The 14,010-nt window shown below is 62.7% G+C and carries 15 protein-coding genes; 9 read left to right on the top strand and 6 right to left on the bottom strand.

Annotated elements, in window-relative coordinates; translation table 11 throughout:
* Positions 1-88: 88 nt before the first annotated feature.
* The 6 genes from AB1555_00290 to AB1555_00265 all read right to left on the bottom strand — a co-directional run bounded on the left by AB1555_00290 (position 89) and on the right by AB1555_00265 (position 6,605).
* Positions 89-2,239, bottom strand: coding sequence for an ATP-binding protein (locus AB1555_00290; protein MEW6245132.1), 2,151 nt, complete (start codon positions 2,237-2,239; stop codon positions 89-91).
* Between the two features lie 85 nt (positions 2,240-2,324).
* Complete coding sequence (locus AB1555_00285) at positions 2,325-2,711, bottom strand: PilZ domain-containing protein (GenBank protein ID MEW6245131.1); 387 nt, start codon at positions 2,709-2,711, stop codon at positions 2,325-2,327.
* A gap of 85 nt (positions 2,712-2,796) precedes the next feature.
* Entirely contained in the window at positions 2,797-3,183 is a 387-nt protein-coding gene (locus AB1555_00280; protein ID MEW6245130.1) for a response regulator, read from the bottom strand.
* Between the two features lie 26 nt (positions 3,184-3,209).
* Positions 3,210-3,623, bottom strand: coding sequence for a response regulator (locus tag AB1555_00275; GenBank protein ID MEW6245129.1), 414 nt, complete (start codon positions 3,621-3,623; stop codon positions 3,210-3,212).
* 220 nt (positions 3,624-3,843) lie between these two features.
* Complete coding sequence (locus AB1555_00270; GenBank protein MEW6245128.1) at positions 3,844-4,482, bottom strand: response regulator transcription factor; 639 nt, start codon at positions 4,480-4,482, stop codon at positions 3,844-3,846.
* Positions 4,479-6,605: a PAS domain S-box protein gene (locus tag AB1555_00265; GenBank protein MEW6245127.1), complete on the bottom strand. Its 2,127-nt coding sequence runs from the start codon at positions 6,603-6,605 to the stop codon at positions 4,479-4,481. The genes AB1555_00270 and AB1555_00265 overlap by 4 nt, the downstream gene beginning before the upstream one ends.
* A gap of 577 nt (positions 6,606-7,182) precedes the next feature.
* Between AB1555_00265 and AB1555_00260 the strand changes: the two genes are divergently transcribed.
* From AB1555_00260 to AB1555_00220, 9 genes are all read left to right on the top strand, one after another.
* Positions 7,183-8,136 (top strand): hypothetical protein, encoded by a 954-nt coding sequence (locus AB1555_00260; GenBank protein MEW6245126.1) that lies wholly within the window; start codon positions 7,183-7,185, stop codon positions 8,134-8,136.
* Positions 8,137-8,195: 59 nt separating this feature from the next.
* The gene (locus AB1555_00255) at positions 8,196-8,405 is read left to right on the top strand and encodes a hypothetical protein (protein ID MEW6245125.1); all 210 of its coding nucleotides are present in this window, start codon (positions 8,196-8,198) and stop codon (positions 8,403-8,405) included.
* A gap of 4 nt (positions 8,406-8,409) precedes the next feature.
* Complete coding sequence (locus AB1555_00250; GenBank protein MEW6245124.1) at positions 8,410-8,610, top strand: hypothetical protein; 201 nt, start codon at positions 8,410-8,412, stop codon at positions 8,608-8,610.
* A gap of 63 nt (positions 8,611-8,673) precedes the next feature.
* On the top strand, positions 8,674-10,974 hold the full coding sequence (locus tag AB1555_00245; GenBank protein MEW6245123.1) for an ATP-binding protein: 2,301 nt from the start codon (positions 8,674-8,676) through the stop codon (positions 10,972-10,974).
* Complete coding sequence (locus tag AB1555_00240; protein MEW6245122.1) at positions 10,956-11,600, top strand: response regulator transcription factor; 645 nt, start codon at positions 10,956-10,958, stop codon at positions 11,598-11,600. Before AB1555_00245 ends, AB1555_00240 begins: the two co-directional genes overlap by 19 nt.
* Positions 11,601-11,905: 305 nt before the next feature.
* Entirely contained in the window at positions 11,906-12,409 is a 504-nt protein-coding gene (locus AB1555_00235) for a hypothetical protein (GenBank protein MEW6245121.1), read from the top strand.
* 146 nt (positions 12,410-12,555) lie between these two features.
* Positions 12,556-12,885, top strand: coding sequence for a hypothetical protein (locus AB1555_00230; GenBank protein ID MEW6245120.1), 330 nt, complete (start codon positions 12,556-12,558; stop codon positions 12,883-12,885).
* Positions 12,886-12,946: 61 nt separating this feature from the next.
* Positions 12,947-13,318 (top strand): hypothetical protein, encoded by a 372-nt coding sequence (locus AB1555_00225; GenBank protein MEW6245119.1) that lies wholly within the window; start codon positions 12,947-12,949, stop codon positions 13,316-13,318.
* A gap of 133 nt (positions 13,319-13,451) precedes the next feature.
* A complete protein-coding gene (locus AB1555_00220) occupies positions 13,452-13,958 on the top strand; it encodes a hypothetical protein (protein ID MEW6245118.1) in 507 nt (168 codons plus the stop codon).
* Positions 13,959-14,010: the final 52 nt, after the last annotated feature.

Below are 14,010 nucleotides of genomic sequence, written 5' to 3'. Positions count from 1 at the left end.
CTCGGGCTCGTGATGCGCATCGCTCCGCCGACTGGAGTGGGTCGAAGCAACGCCGCGACGGTCACGCACCCTCGTGAGAGAATGCGGGCTACCGAATCGCGGAGGCCGGTTTCGCATCGCGAGCATCAAGTACGTTTCGCATCTTGCCCGCCAGGGCCGAAGGGGTGAAGGGTTTCTGAATGAATGGCAGGTCCTCGGTGACGACCCCGTGCCGGAGAACCGCGTCGTCCGTATAGCCGGACATGAACAACACTTTGAGGCCGGGCCTTCGCGCCTTGAGCCGTTCGCTCAGTTCCCGCCCGTTCATCTGCGGCATGATCACGTCGGTGAGCAGAAGATGGATCGGTCCCGAGTGTCGTTCAGCCAGAGCCAAGGCCTCCGTCCCATTGCCGGCTTCCAGCACGGTATAGCCTTTCAATCGCAACGAGTCGCGCACCAGACTTCTGACTCCCGGTTCATCTTCGGCGACGAGCACGGTCTCCGTTCCTTCGAAGGCGTCGGGTGACTCGGTGCCCGTGATGTCCGCGCAGACGGGCTCTTCAACCCGGGGCAGATAGATGGTGAAAGAGGCGCCCTGGTCGGGTCTGCTGCACACTGCGATGCTGCCGCCGCTCTGCTTGATGATGCCGTACACGGTGGACAAGCCCAATCCGGTCCCCTTGCCTTTCGGTTTCGTGGTGAAGAAGGGTTCGAAGATTCGGGTGAGGGTGTCCTCGTCCATGCCGACTCCCGTGTCGGCCACGCGAAGCGACACATATCGACCCGGCCGGGCGTCGAGGCGTTGCCGACTGATCACGTCCTCATCCAGGTCACAGCCGCCGGTTTCGATGGTCAGGGTCCCGCCGTCTGGCATCGCGTCGCGGGCGTTCATGGTCAGATTGATCAGCACCTGCTCGAGCTGGTTCGGATCGGCCCTGACATGGCCCAAGCCCGGCGACAGGACGGTGAACAGGGTGATGTGTTCGCCGACCAGCGGTCGCAGCATCGGCTCCATGTTGGCGACGACGTCATTGAGGTTCAAGACCTTCGGCTGCATCACTTGCCGCCGGCTGAAGGCCAACAGTTGAGCGGTGAGCGAGGAGGCTCGTATGCAGGCCTGCCTGATTTGTTCGATGCTGCGGCGCTGATCATCAGTCAGCGTCGAGTCTTCGGCCAACAAATCGCCGTGCCCGGCGATGATGGTGAGCATGTTGTTGAAATCGTGCGCGACGCCGCCTGCGAGCTGTCCCACGGCTTCCATTTTCTTGGACTGGCGGACCTGCTCTTCCAGGTGCTTGCGTTCGGTAATGTCGTGGAGGATTACCTGCATCGCCGCGGAAGCGTGATCGGTCAGGGGAGAGACGGCGAGTTCGGCGGTGATGACCGTTCCGTCAAGACACAGGATCCGTCGCTCGATCAACGGGAGATGTCGTCCTTCCCCGAGCGCCCGGCGGAATGTGTCGTTGACGGCGGGATCGTCTTCCGGATCGAAGAAGTCGAACGGCGAGCGCCCGATGATCTGGTCCGGACTGGTGGCCTTCAAGAGCCGATAGCACGCTTGATTCATGAAGACGATGCGATGGCGTCTGGTGATGAAGATAGCGTACGGCGAGACTTCCACGAGGCGGCGATAGCGCTCCTCGCTCTCGCGGAGCGCCTTTTCGGCGCGTTTGCGCTCGCTGATCTGCTCGACTAGCAGGGTCTTGTCGCGGCTGAGCTTTCGCGCACTCTCGTTGGTGCTCCCGTAGAAGATGGCCAGAATCAGCAGAATGGGGATCTGGAGCCAATGGCTCTCGCCCAGGACGCCGAGTTCACCGGTCTCCAGGTACAGCATGACGCCGTACGAGAGGCAGAGGATCACCGAGAGGCCGAGCATTTGTGACAAGGTCGGGGCGAAAGCGGCGATGAGCATGATCAGGAAATACGCCACGTAGAAGTTGGAGCTCGCGTGTCCGGATAGGTAGATGGCCACGGTGGTGATGCCGGTGTCGAACAAGACCAGCGCCCAGACGAGCCACCGTGTGGCCCACAGGCTCCGCGGCAGGACGCTCAATCCGATGATCGTGCCGATGAGCGCGAGGGCAACAAGGTCCAGAACGGTGGAGTGAAGCAGCGGATCTTTGCTGAACAGAAGCTGGTAGCAGAGGACGATGGTGACGAGAGTATGGAGGAGGATCAGTTGGTAGCGGTTGTAACCTGTCGAGGAAACGAGCGGGGTCTCGACCTGAGCGGCGGTCTTGTCGGGCGACGGATGATCCATCGGTAAATCTTCCAGAGGAAGGGAGAGGTCGGGCTCTCGTCCTTGCCTCGTCGGCCTGGCCGGGCCGCCGGTGCGGGCGGCCTCGCTATTGCTGATTCGGACACTCCTCGGCGACGACCGCATCGGGGCTCCCGGAGGCGATTTCTTGCCGGTGCGCGGAGGCTTGCTCCATCTGCGCGACAATGGCGCGCAGGCGCTCTTGGTGGTCCGCTTTTATGCGGATGAATTCGACGCCGAACTCTTTGCCGATCGACCAGCGCACGGCGGCCAAGTCCACGGTCAGGACAGCGGTCTCGCCGGAGAGCTGGATGGCGATCCCGATGTAGTCGCCGGTGAAGACGGCGGCCTCGCTCGTGATCCGGCAACCGCCGGTCGAGATGTCGACGACGGTCCCTTCCCCGTCGACCCGCTCTCCATGAAACGTGCTCGGAAAGGCGACCTTGTAGCGTGTGTGTTGGCGTCGATTGATCATAGGAGGCTGTCCTGTGTTTCCACTCGGATTGTCACGCGGTGCCTGTGCCGGACGTCGCCGGAATGCAGCGGGCTGGGTTCGAGAGCTAAGCCCCGCCGACGGCCCGGTCTGCGAGCGCTTCGGTGACCGCGTCGATGAGCGCTTGCTTGGCGATCGGCTTCTGCAACATTCGCGTGGCGCCCAACAGAAGCGCAGCCGGGATCAATTCCGTCTGGCCGGTTTGCCCCCCGCCCGTGATCGCGATGATTTTCGAATGAGGCCAGCGGCGTTTGATTTCCATGATGACTTCGATCCCGTCTTTTTCCGGCATGAAAATATCGGTCAGCACAAGGTCCACCGAGGACGTCCGGAGTAGAGCGAGGCCGACCCGACCGTCAGGTGCGTCCAGAACGGTGTGCCCTTCGCGCTCCAAGAGGGCGCGGAGCACCGTCCGCACAGGAAGCTCGTCGTCGATGATCAACACGTGCGCCATGTTGCTTGCTATGGTGGCCTGACGCTCTAGCGCTTTGCCGTCGAAGGCGCCGCGGAAGGAGACGATGAAGTCGCAGGATTCGCTTGTTTCAGCGCCCGGTCGAGTGCGCTTCCGAGGGCATGGAGCGAGAAGCCCTTTTGCAGAAAGTCCGTCACTCCGAGCGTCCGAGCCTGTTGTTCCATGGCTTCGGTCCCGACACCGGTCAGAATGATCACCGGTGTCTGCGCGTCGATCGTCCGGAACTGCTTGAGCGCGGCGATCCCGTTCATGCCCGGCATGTGAAGATCCAGGATCACGACATGCGGCCGTTCTCGCTGGAACAGTTCCAGGGCTTTCTGGCCTTGGTCGGCCAACAGCACATCGTGCCCGCGCCGACGCAAGATGGTATCGAGCAGATCCCGGATGCTTTGTTCGTCGTCCACCACTAGAATCCTGGCCATGTTGCGGCTCCTTGAATCGTGAGTCCGGTCATTCCGAGCAGCCGTGCCGGGTCGGATGCGCCGTGTGTTGACCTGCGCCGACGCTTCTCTTCGCTCCGGTGCGGAGTCAACCCAAACTGGAGTATAGCTGATGAATTTCCAGCGTCTACGGAAAAGTCTCATTTTGTGTAGGGTTAATCCTACGCATCGTGCTTTTGGGAAAATGGCCGGGGGGGAGACGCTATTCGACTAGCCTTTGCTCGATGGCGTACCGGATCAACGAGGCCGTTGTCGGCAGGCTGAGCTTGGCCAGCAAGCGAGCGCGATACGTGCTGACGGTCTTGCTGCTGAGTCCCAGCGTCTCGGCGACTTCTTTGAGGGTTTTGCCCTTGGCGATCAAGCTCAGGACCTGAAATTCACGATCGGACAGGGTTGCGTGCGGCGGCGCGGCGGGTTCGTCGCCGGCGTTCTTGGCCAACTCGCGGGCCAGCCTGGCGCTGACGTATCTCCTACCCTGCGCCACGGTCTTCACGGCGTTGACCAGCTCATCCGGGGCCGCTTCCTTGTTCAGATACGCCGCCGCTCCTGCTTTGAGCGCGCGCACGGCGTACTGATCTTCCGGATAGATGCTCAACACGATCACCGGCAAGAGAGGCTGCACGGCCTTCGCCTCTTTGATGACATCCAGCCCGCTCTTGTCGGGCAGGTTGATGTCCAAGATCATGAGATCCCATCGTTGGGATCGGAGTTTTTCCAAGGCTTCCTGTCCGGAGCCCGTCTCCCCGATGAAGGCGTCGCCGAACTCCTCGGCCAGCACCTGTTTCAATCCTTGCCGGAGAATCGCGTGGTCGTCCGCGACAAGGATGTGCTTCAAGCTCATCGCCCAGGCCCCTCCGGCCTCGTTGCTTCCCGGCGGGGAAGCTTCACCTCCACCGACGTGCCCCGTCCCGGGTCCCCGTGCAGTGAAAACTCGCCGCTGAGCAGCGCCACCCGCTCTTGAATGCCTCGGATACCGAGCGTCGCCGATCCGCTGGTCCGGGCCGGTTCGATGCCCTTGCCGTTGTCCTGCACGGACAAGACCAGCGCATTCTCTTTCTCGAATAGAGCGATGCGTACACGGGTCGCCTGGGCATGCCGTTGCACGTTGGTCAGCAACTCTTGAAGGATACGAAAGATCGTGGTGGAGAGGGTCGCCTCGACGGGAGATTGCGCGAGCCGCGGATCGATGATTGTCTCGCAGACGATGCCGGTGCGGGTCTGGAAGTGGTGCGCCTGCCACCCGACGGCGGCCGCCAGACCCAGTTCATCCAGAATGCTTGGTCGGAGGCCGGTGGCGATCCGCCGGGTCGATTCAATAATGTCGTCGACCAGGTTCGCCATGGCGCGGACTTTGTCCGTCACCTCAGCGGGTTGAACGGCGGCTCCGCCCTGGGAGAGGCTCTTGATCACCGCCACCAGGTCGAATTTCAGACAGGTCAGGGCCTGTCCGAACTCATCATGCAGTTCGCGTGACAGCCGTCGCCGTTCTTCTTCCTCGGCGGCCACGAGCTTGCGGGTCATGTCGCGCAGCCGGTCATGCGCGGCCTGGAGTTGTTCCAGTGCCAGCTTGCGCTGGGTGATGTCCTGAATCTGAGAGATGAAATAGAGCGGCTTTCCCTCCTGGTCGCGAACGAGAGACACGCTCAGGAGAATCCAGACGATGTGGCCACGCTTGTGAAAATACCGCTTTTCCATTTGGTAGGTGGGGATCTCGCCACGCAACATCTGGTTCACGTATGCCAGATCGGCGTCGAGGTCGTCCGGGTGAGTGATGGCCTGGAACGTGGTCGCCAGCAGCTCCTCTTCCGAATACCCGACGATTCGGCAAAGGGCCCGATTCACCTGGAGCCACCGGCCGTCCGGGCCGACCAGAGCCATGCCGATGGCCGCGTCGCGAAACGCGCTGCTGAATCGTTCCCGGCTCTCCCGCAGCGCCTCTTCCGCCAGCTTCGCCTCGGTCATATCGATGGCGACGCCGCCGACCAGTCGTATCGCGCCCCCGTCCCTAATCGGAAACTTGCGGACCAAGCCGTAACGTTGTCGGCCGTCGATCCGAAACGTTTCGATGGTCTGGAGTTCTTGGTCGGTGGTCAGGACGTACCGGTCGTTCTCCACGAATTGCTTCGCGGTATCAGGCGGGAACAGCTCTGTGTCGGTGCGTCCGAGCACTTTGTCGGACTTGAGCCCGAAGACCTCGCAAAAATATTTGTTCGCATAGACGTAGCGTCCGTCGGGGGCCTTCACCCACGCGAAGGCCGGGAGGTGGTCCATGAACGACGCGAAGAGGGCTTCGCGCTCGCGGATCCGGTCTTCCAACGTGTCCTGCGCGAGCCGATAGTCCGAGATATCGATGCAGGACCCGACGTGTCCTGCATACGATCCGTCGGACGAGAACAACGGAGCGCCGGTATCCAGTATCCATCGATAGTCGCCGTCCGCCCGCCTGAGACGATACTCCATCCGGAACGGCTCGCGCGCCTCGACCGCGCCTAGATATGTAGCGAAGCAGCGATCGCGGTCTTCGGGGTGCACTCCCCGGGCCCAGCCGTTTCCTAATTCCTCGGCCATGGTGCGAGCGGTAAAGTCCAGCCACGGCTTGTTGAAGAAGGTGCATTGCGTATCGGGACCGGCCGCCCAGATCATGACCGGTGCCGCGTCGGCCAAGAGCCGAACACGTCGTTCGCTGTCCGCGAGTCGGTCTTCCATGTCGGCTCGCTGACGAACTAACATCGCCAGCGTCCACAGGGCGAGCACGCCCAACGCGCGGTTGATGAGCGCAAACCGGACAGGCTCTTCGGGCGTGGACAGGACATAGCCCGCTGCAATCAGGCCGGTGCAGACGACGGCGATCGTGAGAGGGAACCGCCGATTCGAAGACCGAAAAGCAAGCCACAAAGCGAGGAGATAGAGCATCCAGACCGCAGAACCAGGCGGAGCAAAGAGATCCAACAGGAAAATCCCCAAGATCAATGTTCCTGCTGCGGTTCGGGACGTGCTCGCGCTGTGCGCGATGCGATGAAGAAGCGTATCGGTCGCGGCGTTCGGTTTTAGAGATCCGCCCGACCGGGCAACGGGCTGAGCGTGAAAATACCGAGTGCCCGCCGAACTCGGAATGACGTTGACCGGAGCGCGGCGGGAACACAGAAGAGTTCGTAAAGAAAACATAGAGATACGATACTGCTGAAAGTGGAATCTGCCTAGGGCCGTTTGGCCCTAGCCCAAACGTCTGTGTCTGTGCTGGACCGGGAGGACAGAGTCCTTCCCACGTGTATCCGGTGTATCCGGAACATGGCGCCGACGCGACGCCTCGGGTCAAAGTCACGTCGGCGGATGTGGTGGATTTGGCGCGCGACTGGTTGGAATCAACCACGCCAAAATGGTTGGAATTCATAAGGCTCTCAACAGATCAACGGGTTCCGCAGGCTTGCGATAGGCACTGAGCTTGCGTCATTCATATGGCGGTGTCGTCGGCGGACGGCAAGCGATCGGGTATCCGGACTTGTCACAAAGCGAAAGTCGGACGTCTATCAGGGAGGTGACCATGAGGCGGACGCTGGAACCAGTCGATTTAATGGTCGTGATCGGACTCTGCGCGACACTGCTTGGAGGATATGCCGTCTTCATATCGGCAAACGGGACCTTGGAGGCCGCCGGCCCGGAGACGGTCTCGCTGAATCACTCGACCGGCATCATGGCCGGCATGGAGTGGGTCCAGCCGGCGCTCGGCCAGGCCATCGTGGAGGATTATCTGCTTGAGCGCGCCGCGGCCGAAAACTTGGCGACCGCCGTCTCGGATTTAAATCGGGCGACGATGACCCAGCACTGGTTATCGACCGATCCCTTCAGGCATATCGACGCGATCCGTTCGCACGCAGCCGCGGTTGCGGCTGACGAGGCCGGTCGCATTCAAGCGGTCATGGGCCGCGCGATCGTGAACTTCACCCAACGAGGGGTCCGGAGCGGCGTGCTCTCGCCGGCCCAATACGAGAGTGGGTTTAACAAGCGGATGATTCGTCAGACGCAGGCCATGGGCGCGCGGATGGATGAAGAGTTCCAAAACGGCTGGCAGCCCTATCTGGGGCAGCTGATCATGACCGCCAGCCGGCACCGTGCGGGCGCGGTCGAGCGGACGCAGGAACACATCGGGGCGGCCGTTGTTCAGGTCGCGAAAGTGCAAGCCGGCTACGACGAGGCGCGCGCCGTGAACCAGGGGCAGATCGCCAGCGCGGCAATTGCGGCCATTCGGACCGAACTGCGAGCGGACCTCTTTGCGCAGCTTGATGCGGCCGAACCGCTGGCTCGACGGACGTCCGTCCCGGTGACTGAACCGCGGTCCTGGCCGGAGATTCCGGTCGGATACTTGTTCGCAGCCTCGATCGGGTTGATCGGGCTGTTCCTTGCAGGGCTCCTGCTGCCATCCGCCGAGCGGGAGCGTGGAGTGGTGATCGGCGAAATCCGGCCGGAGCCGACTCAGGCGTATCGAAAGACGGCCTAGGGCAGATCTGTCGGAGCACCGCCACAGGCGGCGCTCCGCAGCGACGGGGGCGGATGGAGATGTCGGCCTCATACGCGGGTGAATTGCTTATGTCCTGGGGATATTGGGGAATCGTGGCGGGCCTGGTCGCGCTTCTGGTCGTGTTCTTCGTCTGCATGGAGATTCTGTACTCCAGGGCGAGGAAGCCGCTCGACGGTCTGGCCGGAGTCGGCGATGTTCCGGCGAAACAGGCTGAGACGACTCGGACGAGCGGCAAACACGCGGCCTGAGCGCGTGACGTTCGACCAGGCGTACGGCGCCGAAACAGGTGTGACCATGGTCGAGATTATCGGCCTTGCGACGATGTGTGCGCTGCTCTGGCTGTTGGCCGCCACCCTGGCGGGCGAGAGCGATGCGGAGCATCGACGGTCGGCCTCCTCCACCGGCCAATCGTTCGCCGACGGCTCGGGCGGCAAGACGAGGCACGCGGCGTAAACGCTTGTCTGTGTTCGGCAGGCCTGCCCGTTGTAGTTCTGTCGTAACGGCTATCGCCCTCCCATGACCAGGCGGATCAGTCTCCAAAGTCTGATCACGCTCTCAGTCCTTACGATCGGTCTGCTCTCGGGCACGATCGGTCTCGCGTATGCCTACTGGCAGGCGAAGCTCTCCCTCCAGGCTTCGATCGGTCTGACGTTCCAGGAACTCGCTCGCCAAAGCGCCGACAAGGTCGGATTGATTCTGGCCAAAGAGATCGAATGGGTCGAACGCTTGAGTGCCTTGCCGGATGTGCAGAGCGCCGCAAGGCAAGGGTCCAGGCTGGTCCTTGATAGACCCGCGTTTCACGAATGGCGCGAGGAACAGCGCCAATACTTCCGCTCTCTGGTGGTGATCGATCGTCAGGGACGCTCGGTCGGAGGAGTGACGAGCGACGCGGCGAGGACCTACTATCAACGCCAGCCGTGGTGGCCTGTCGTGTTCGAGCAGCGACGTCCCTGGGCCGGGGACCTCAGGGTCGATGAATCGGGGCGCGGCTTCTGGGAGATTGCGGCGCCGATCATCGACGAAGACGGCGCGGCGCTCGGCGCGCTGAAGGTCGTCATCGGCAAGGACGAACTCTTCGCGTCGGTCTTGCGCAGCCGGATCGGGGAGACGGGCCACGTGATGCTGGTCGGAGAGCGGGGGGAAGTCTTGGCCTGTCCCGTGCTCCCACCGGCGTGGCATCGAAAGGCGGCGGGCATACAGGCGCTGCGCGACCGATCTGGCCGCGTAAGGCGGGGCGCCGCATGGCTTGAGGTGGAAAGCGATACGCACGGGAGTCGCGGCAGTATCGTGGGGATCGCGCCCGTCTCGTTGCCGTCCGAGATCGCGCCGGACGGGATCTGGTACATCCTGGTGAGGCAGGATCCTCGGGAGACCTACGCTCCGTTGGTCGCGCTGACGTGGAAGCTCGCCGCGTTCTGGGTCGGCGCGGTCGGCCTCGTGGCCCTGTTCCGCTGGCGTTTGGCGCGTCGCATCGTCAAGCCGATCAATGCGCTGGTGGATCACGTGCGGTCGATCGGGCAAGGGCCTCTCCCCAAGCCGCTCGCCACCCCGCCCTCGGGGATTGTGGAGATCGACACCTTGGCGGCCAGTTTCGCTGATTTGACCGAACGGTTGGAGCGCGCATCCCAAGAGAGCCAACGCTATGTGCGGGAATTGGAAAAAGCGAATCGCGAGATGGCGACGTCCGAAGCGCACTACCGCATGCTCTGGAACCATTCGGTCGATGCCAAGCTGCTCGTCGATGCCGCGCGGATCGTGCAAGGCGCGAATCGCCGGGCTGAGATGAAGCTGGGCCGGCGGGCCGAAGAGTTGGTCGGTATGCAGGCGGAGCATCTGTTCGTCGAAGCGGACCGCGCGGTTTTCCTGGAGGCCATTCGGAAAGTTTTGGAGACCGGCGAAGAGAACACGGCGGCGGACCTGCGGGTGCGGACGCCGGACGGCGCCGTCCTGGTGATGGAAACGGATCTCGTTCTTGTCGAGCCGGTCGGGGCCGGCGCCTCCGTCATGCTGCAATTGAGCGATGTGACCGAGAAGAAGCAGTTGGAGCGGCAACTGTTGCGTTCCGAGCGGCTCGCCTCGCTCAGTCAGTTCGCCTCAATGTTCGCGCACGACATCAGGAACCCCCTGGCGGGGATCAAGAAAACGCTGGAGCTGCTCGGCCAGCGGGAAGAACTGCAGGCCGAACCCCAGCGGCGCTGGTTTCAGGACCTTCGGTTTACCACGGACCTGTTGCTGGGCATGATCAACGACATGCTGGATGTCTATCAGGAAAGCTATTCCGGTCTCCCGCTCATTACCTCCCGGTTCTCGGTCAATGCGGCGTTGGGGGAGGTGGTGCAACTGTTCCGGAGCGAAGCGGAAGCGAGAGATGTGATCATCCGTCTGCGGGTGCCGCATGAGGAGGTCTGGATGACGGCCGACCGTCGCCGGTTTCAGCGGGTCGCCATGAATTTGATCCACAATGCGCTCAAGTACTCGCCGCCGGAAAGCCGGATCACGGTCACGCTCGAGGCGCAACCTGAAGTCGACCTGCGCGCGGAAGGACCCGGCCGGGCCGAGTCGGCGGTGCTGATCCGGGTCGAGGATGAGGGGCCGGGGATCGAACCCGAAGACTTGCCGCACCTGTTCGAGATGTTTTTCCGCAAGAAGGACGGCCGCGACCTGCGGATCGGGCGGGGTCTGGGGCTGCACTTCTGCTGGCTGGTGGCGGAGGCCCATCACGGCCGGATCTGGGCGGCGAATCGCGCCGAGGGCGGGGCGGTGTTCTCGATCCTCCTGCCGGCCAATCAAGAGGCGCCATGCCTATCACCCTTGTGATCGCCGAGGATCAGCGGCTGTTTCGACAGAGCCTGCGCCTGCTGCTGGAACGGGAACCCGACCTGTCCGTGCTCGGTGAGGCCACGGACGGCCGGGAGGCGTTCGACCTCGTCACGCAGCTCAAGCCCGATATGGTGCTGATGGACGTGGACATGCCGAAGCTCGACGGCGTGACCGCCACACGGTTGATCCGCGGCTGCCTGCCGGAGACCAAAGTGTTGATGCTCTCCGTGCACGACGATGATGCGCGGATCGTCGCGGCGGTCCGGGCCGGAGCCTGCGGCTATATTCTCAAGGACGCCGATCACCAGGAGTTCCTCCGGATCATCCGGGCAAGCGCGCGGGGCGAAGCGGTGCTTTCGCCCTTCATGCCGGACGGGTTCGCGCGGACGGCCTTCGCCGCCATGAACCGGGTCCGCGCGGAGGAGCCCGGCGGACTCGCGGCGCTCACCGAGCGGGAACGCGAGATCCTGGCGTTTGCCGCTGCGGGGCGCGGGAACAAGGAAATCGCCGACCAGTTGTGCGTCTCCGCCGACACGGTCAAGACCCATCTGCACCACATCTACCGCAAACTCGGCGTGACAGGGCGCGTCGAAGCGGTTCTCGCGTACCTGAACGCCAACTAACCGAGACCTTCTCTCTTCCTCTTCCCATCTTCTCACCCGAACGATGGAGAAAAAATCCGCCCTCGCGGGAATAGTCCGTCGCTCCTCCGCCGCCTATGATGACCGGTGCGCTCGGATGGGTTCGTCACCGGAGGAAGAGGAGACGTCGTGCCGAAGGTGTCTTGTGCGAGTTCCCGCGCGCCGCCGGTGACGGACGTTGCGCGCGTCGACCGCCGGGGAGGCCGATGCGCCCGCGGTGATCGATGAGGGAGAGCGCGGGAAGGATCGGCAGGGATCGGACAGGACAATCACATAAGGAGGCCGAGATGAACACACAGGCGATTCGACGACGGACGGCCCTGCTGCTGGCCATGGCAGGCGCCTGGTGCGTGCTCCTCGCGGGCCCGGCGTTTGCCGCAGGGACCTGGGTGGATGAAATCCAGAGCATGGTGGCCTTTGAGAAAGCGAACAACCCCGCTTCGGATTTTGCTCCCTATCAAGAACAGTTGGCGAGAATCCACGAAAGTCTGCTCCGCGGCGATCAGCACCTGGTGAAGGTGGAAACGGATCGCTTTTTGAGGATGCTGCAGGAGCGGGCGCACGGCATCAGCGACGTCGCGGCGGATGAGCTGTACAACTTTGCGTTGAGCGTCCGACCGGCGGAGCCGGGAACGACGACGGGCGCGATCGAGCTGGGAATCGGCAATGAGAAGCCGATGAGTGTTCCCGATCACACCTTACAGACGCCGTTCGAGGGCGGGCCGCCGTGCAAGGAGGGAGGCTGCGATTACTGGATCGACGATGTGTACGACCCCGGAGCCGCCGGGTGACCGCGCGCGGCCATCACCCGATCGGGCGATAGAAAATCCACCGTTCCGGCGATGCTCGTGCGTGCGATCCGCGATTAGGATAACACAACGACCAGCGGGGCCGGGGCACAGCCCAAGTGTCGACACAGAACGAGGAGGTGAGAACCATGACACACGGTCGCATCATAGGAGTGGCTTTGATCGGTGCGGCGCTCGTCGCGCTGTTGCTCGTGCTGGCGCCGCTCGCGCTCGCGGCTGAACAGTCAGGCGCGACGACCGGTCCTCCGGTCGAGATCAAGAAGGAGAAGCCGGGCCATGAGTCGACTTCGAAGTCGACCGAGGCGATGCCGGGTGAACTCGGGAAAGGCGCCGAGCAACCCCTGAAGGTGCCCGACAACGAAACGTTCCAGATCGATCTGAAGAACCTGAAAGGCCCGGACTTGTCCGACTTCGAGAACGCGAGAGAATCGGACACCCAGTCCGCCATCTCGTTTTAAAGCGGAGCGGCCGATACCGGGTTTGACCGGGAACGGTCGAGGAACCGCAAAGGAGGGGCACATGAACAGGAAGAGTCTGTCTCTGGCGGTGATCAGCGCCTGTGCGGTGCTGCTGTGTTCCGCGAGTCTTGCGCTCGCCCAGGCCAATTGGGTGGATGAAATCGCCAATTCCGTCAGTTTCTATAAGTCCAATTATCCTACGTCCAACTGGCAGCCATACCAGGAGAAGCTCACGTTGGTGAAGGATGCTTTGGCGCGCGGCGATCAACGCACCGTGAGGACCGAGATGGGCAAGTGGTTCAAGATGTTGCGGAACCGCGAGCATGGGATCAACGACATCGCGGCCGATGAACTGCTCAACTTCGCCCTGATGGTCACGCCTGTTCAGGAATACGGGATTTCGGTTCCGCCTCCGCCGGGCGGCGGGTTCTGAGGTCTCTCGCGCCGCTCCGTGCGAACCGATGCGGAGGATGCGGGCCTGGTCGGCCGGGAATTGCGAGGAGGAGGCAGTTCCGGGCGAACGCCGACGGGCCCGCTTTCCTTCCGGAAAGACAAGAGGTGAGGTTATGCGTTACGTCCTCTCTTTCTTCCTGACCGGGGCATTCCTGGCGGCGGGGGTCGCGCCGGCGGGTGCCGAGCCGATGACGCCGTTCGTTCAATCCGCCCATTACGGTTTCAGCGGGGTGATTGCCAAGATCCGTTCGGGGATTCTTTTTGTGAAGACCGAGAAGGGACTGCAGCCTCGGACGATCAGCCCGTCGAAAGCGGATCGGGTGGGACTCCATGAGGCGAAGGTCGGGGAGCAGGTGAATCTGTTAGTGGATTCGGGGAACGTGCTGATCGACGTCTCGCGAACGGATCGGTTTTTCCCGGATCATCGCTTCATTGCCGGCACCGTTCGGTACTCGGACCCCTATTGGAGCGAAATCCAACTCTCGACTCCCGACGGACCTGCCAGTTATGAGGTTGACCCGCTGGCCGGCAGCAAGCTCTCCGTTCTCCAGGAAGGTATGCCTATCACGATCGAGCTCGATGCCGACAACGTGATGGTCGACATCCATCGAGGTCGTTGAAATCCCCTCACCCCACCCGCCCGGCTTGACTTCACGGGAGGGCAAAAGTACC

It is taken from the genome of Nitrospirota bacterium, from assembly GCA_040755395.1.
GTDB lineage: Bacteria > Nitrospirota > Nitrospiria > Nitrospirales > Nitrospiraceae > DATLZU01.
The sequence above is the reverse complement of the archived record's forward strand: the minus strand, read 5'-3'. Positions and strand labels throughout refer to the sequence as shown.

Coding starts and splice junctions, on each gene's coding strand:
- AB1555_00225 (MEW6245119.1), top strand. CDS start 12,947: ATGAACAGGAAGAGTCTGTCTCTGGCGGTGATCAGCGCCTGTGCGGTG.
- AB1555_00260 (MEW6245126.1), top strand. CDS start 7,183: ATGAGGCGGACGCTGGAACCAGTCGATTTAATGGTCGTGATCGGACTC.
- AB1555_00220 (MEW6245118.1), top strand. CDS start 13,452: ATGCGTTACGTCCTCTCTTTCTTCCTGACCGGGGCATTCCTGGCGGCG.
- AB1555_00230 (MEW6245120.1), top strand. CDS start 12,556: ATGACACACGGTCGCATCATAGGAGTGGCTTTGATCGGTGCGGCGCTC.
- AB1555_00255 (MEW6245125.1), top strand. CDS start 8,196: ATGTCGGCCTCATACGCGGGTGAATTGCTTATGTCCTGGGGATATTGG.
- AB1555_00240 (MEW6245122.1), top strand. CDS start 10,956: ATGCCTATCACCCTTGTGATCGCCGAGGATCAGCGGCTGTTTCGACAG.
- AB1555_00270 (MEW6245128.1), bottom strand. CDS start 4,482: ATGAGCTTGAAGCACATCCTTGTCGCGGACGACCACGCGATTCTCCGG.
- AB1555_00285 (MEW6245131.1), bottom strand. CDS start 2,711: ATGATCAATCGACGCCAACACACACGCTACAAGGTCGCCTTTCCGAGC.
- AB1555_00275 (MEW6245129.1), bottom strand. CDS start 3,623: ATGGCCAGGATTCTAGTGGTGGACGACGAACAAAGCATCCGGGATCTG.
- AB1555_00235 (MEW6245121.1), top strand. CDS start 11,906: ATGAACACACAGGCGATTCGACGACGGACGGCCCTGCTGCTGGCCATG.
- AB1555_00245 (MEW6245123.1), top strand. CDS start 8,674: ATGACCAGGCGGATCAGTCTCCAAAGTCTGATCACGCTCTCAGTCCTT.
- AB1555_00290 (MEW6245132.1), bottom strand. CDS start 2,239: ATGGATCATCCGTCGCCCGACAAGACCGCCGCTCAGGTCGAGACCCCG.
- AB1555_00280 (MEW6245130.1), bottom strand. CDS start 3,183: ATGGCGCACGTGTTGATCATCGACGACGAGCTTCCTGTGCGGACGGTG.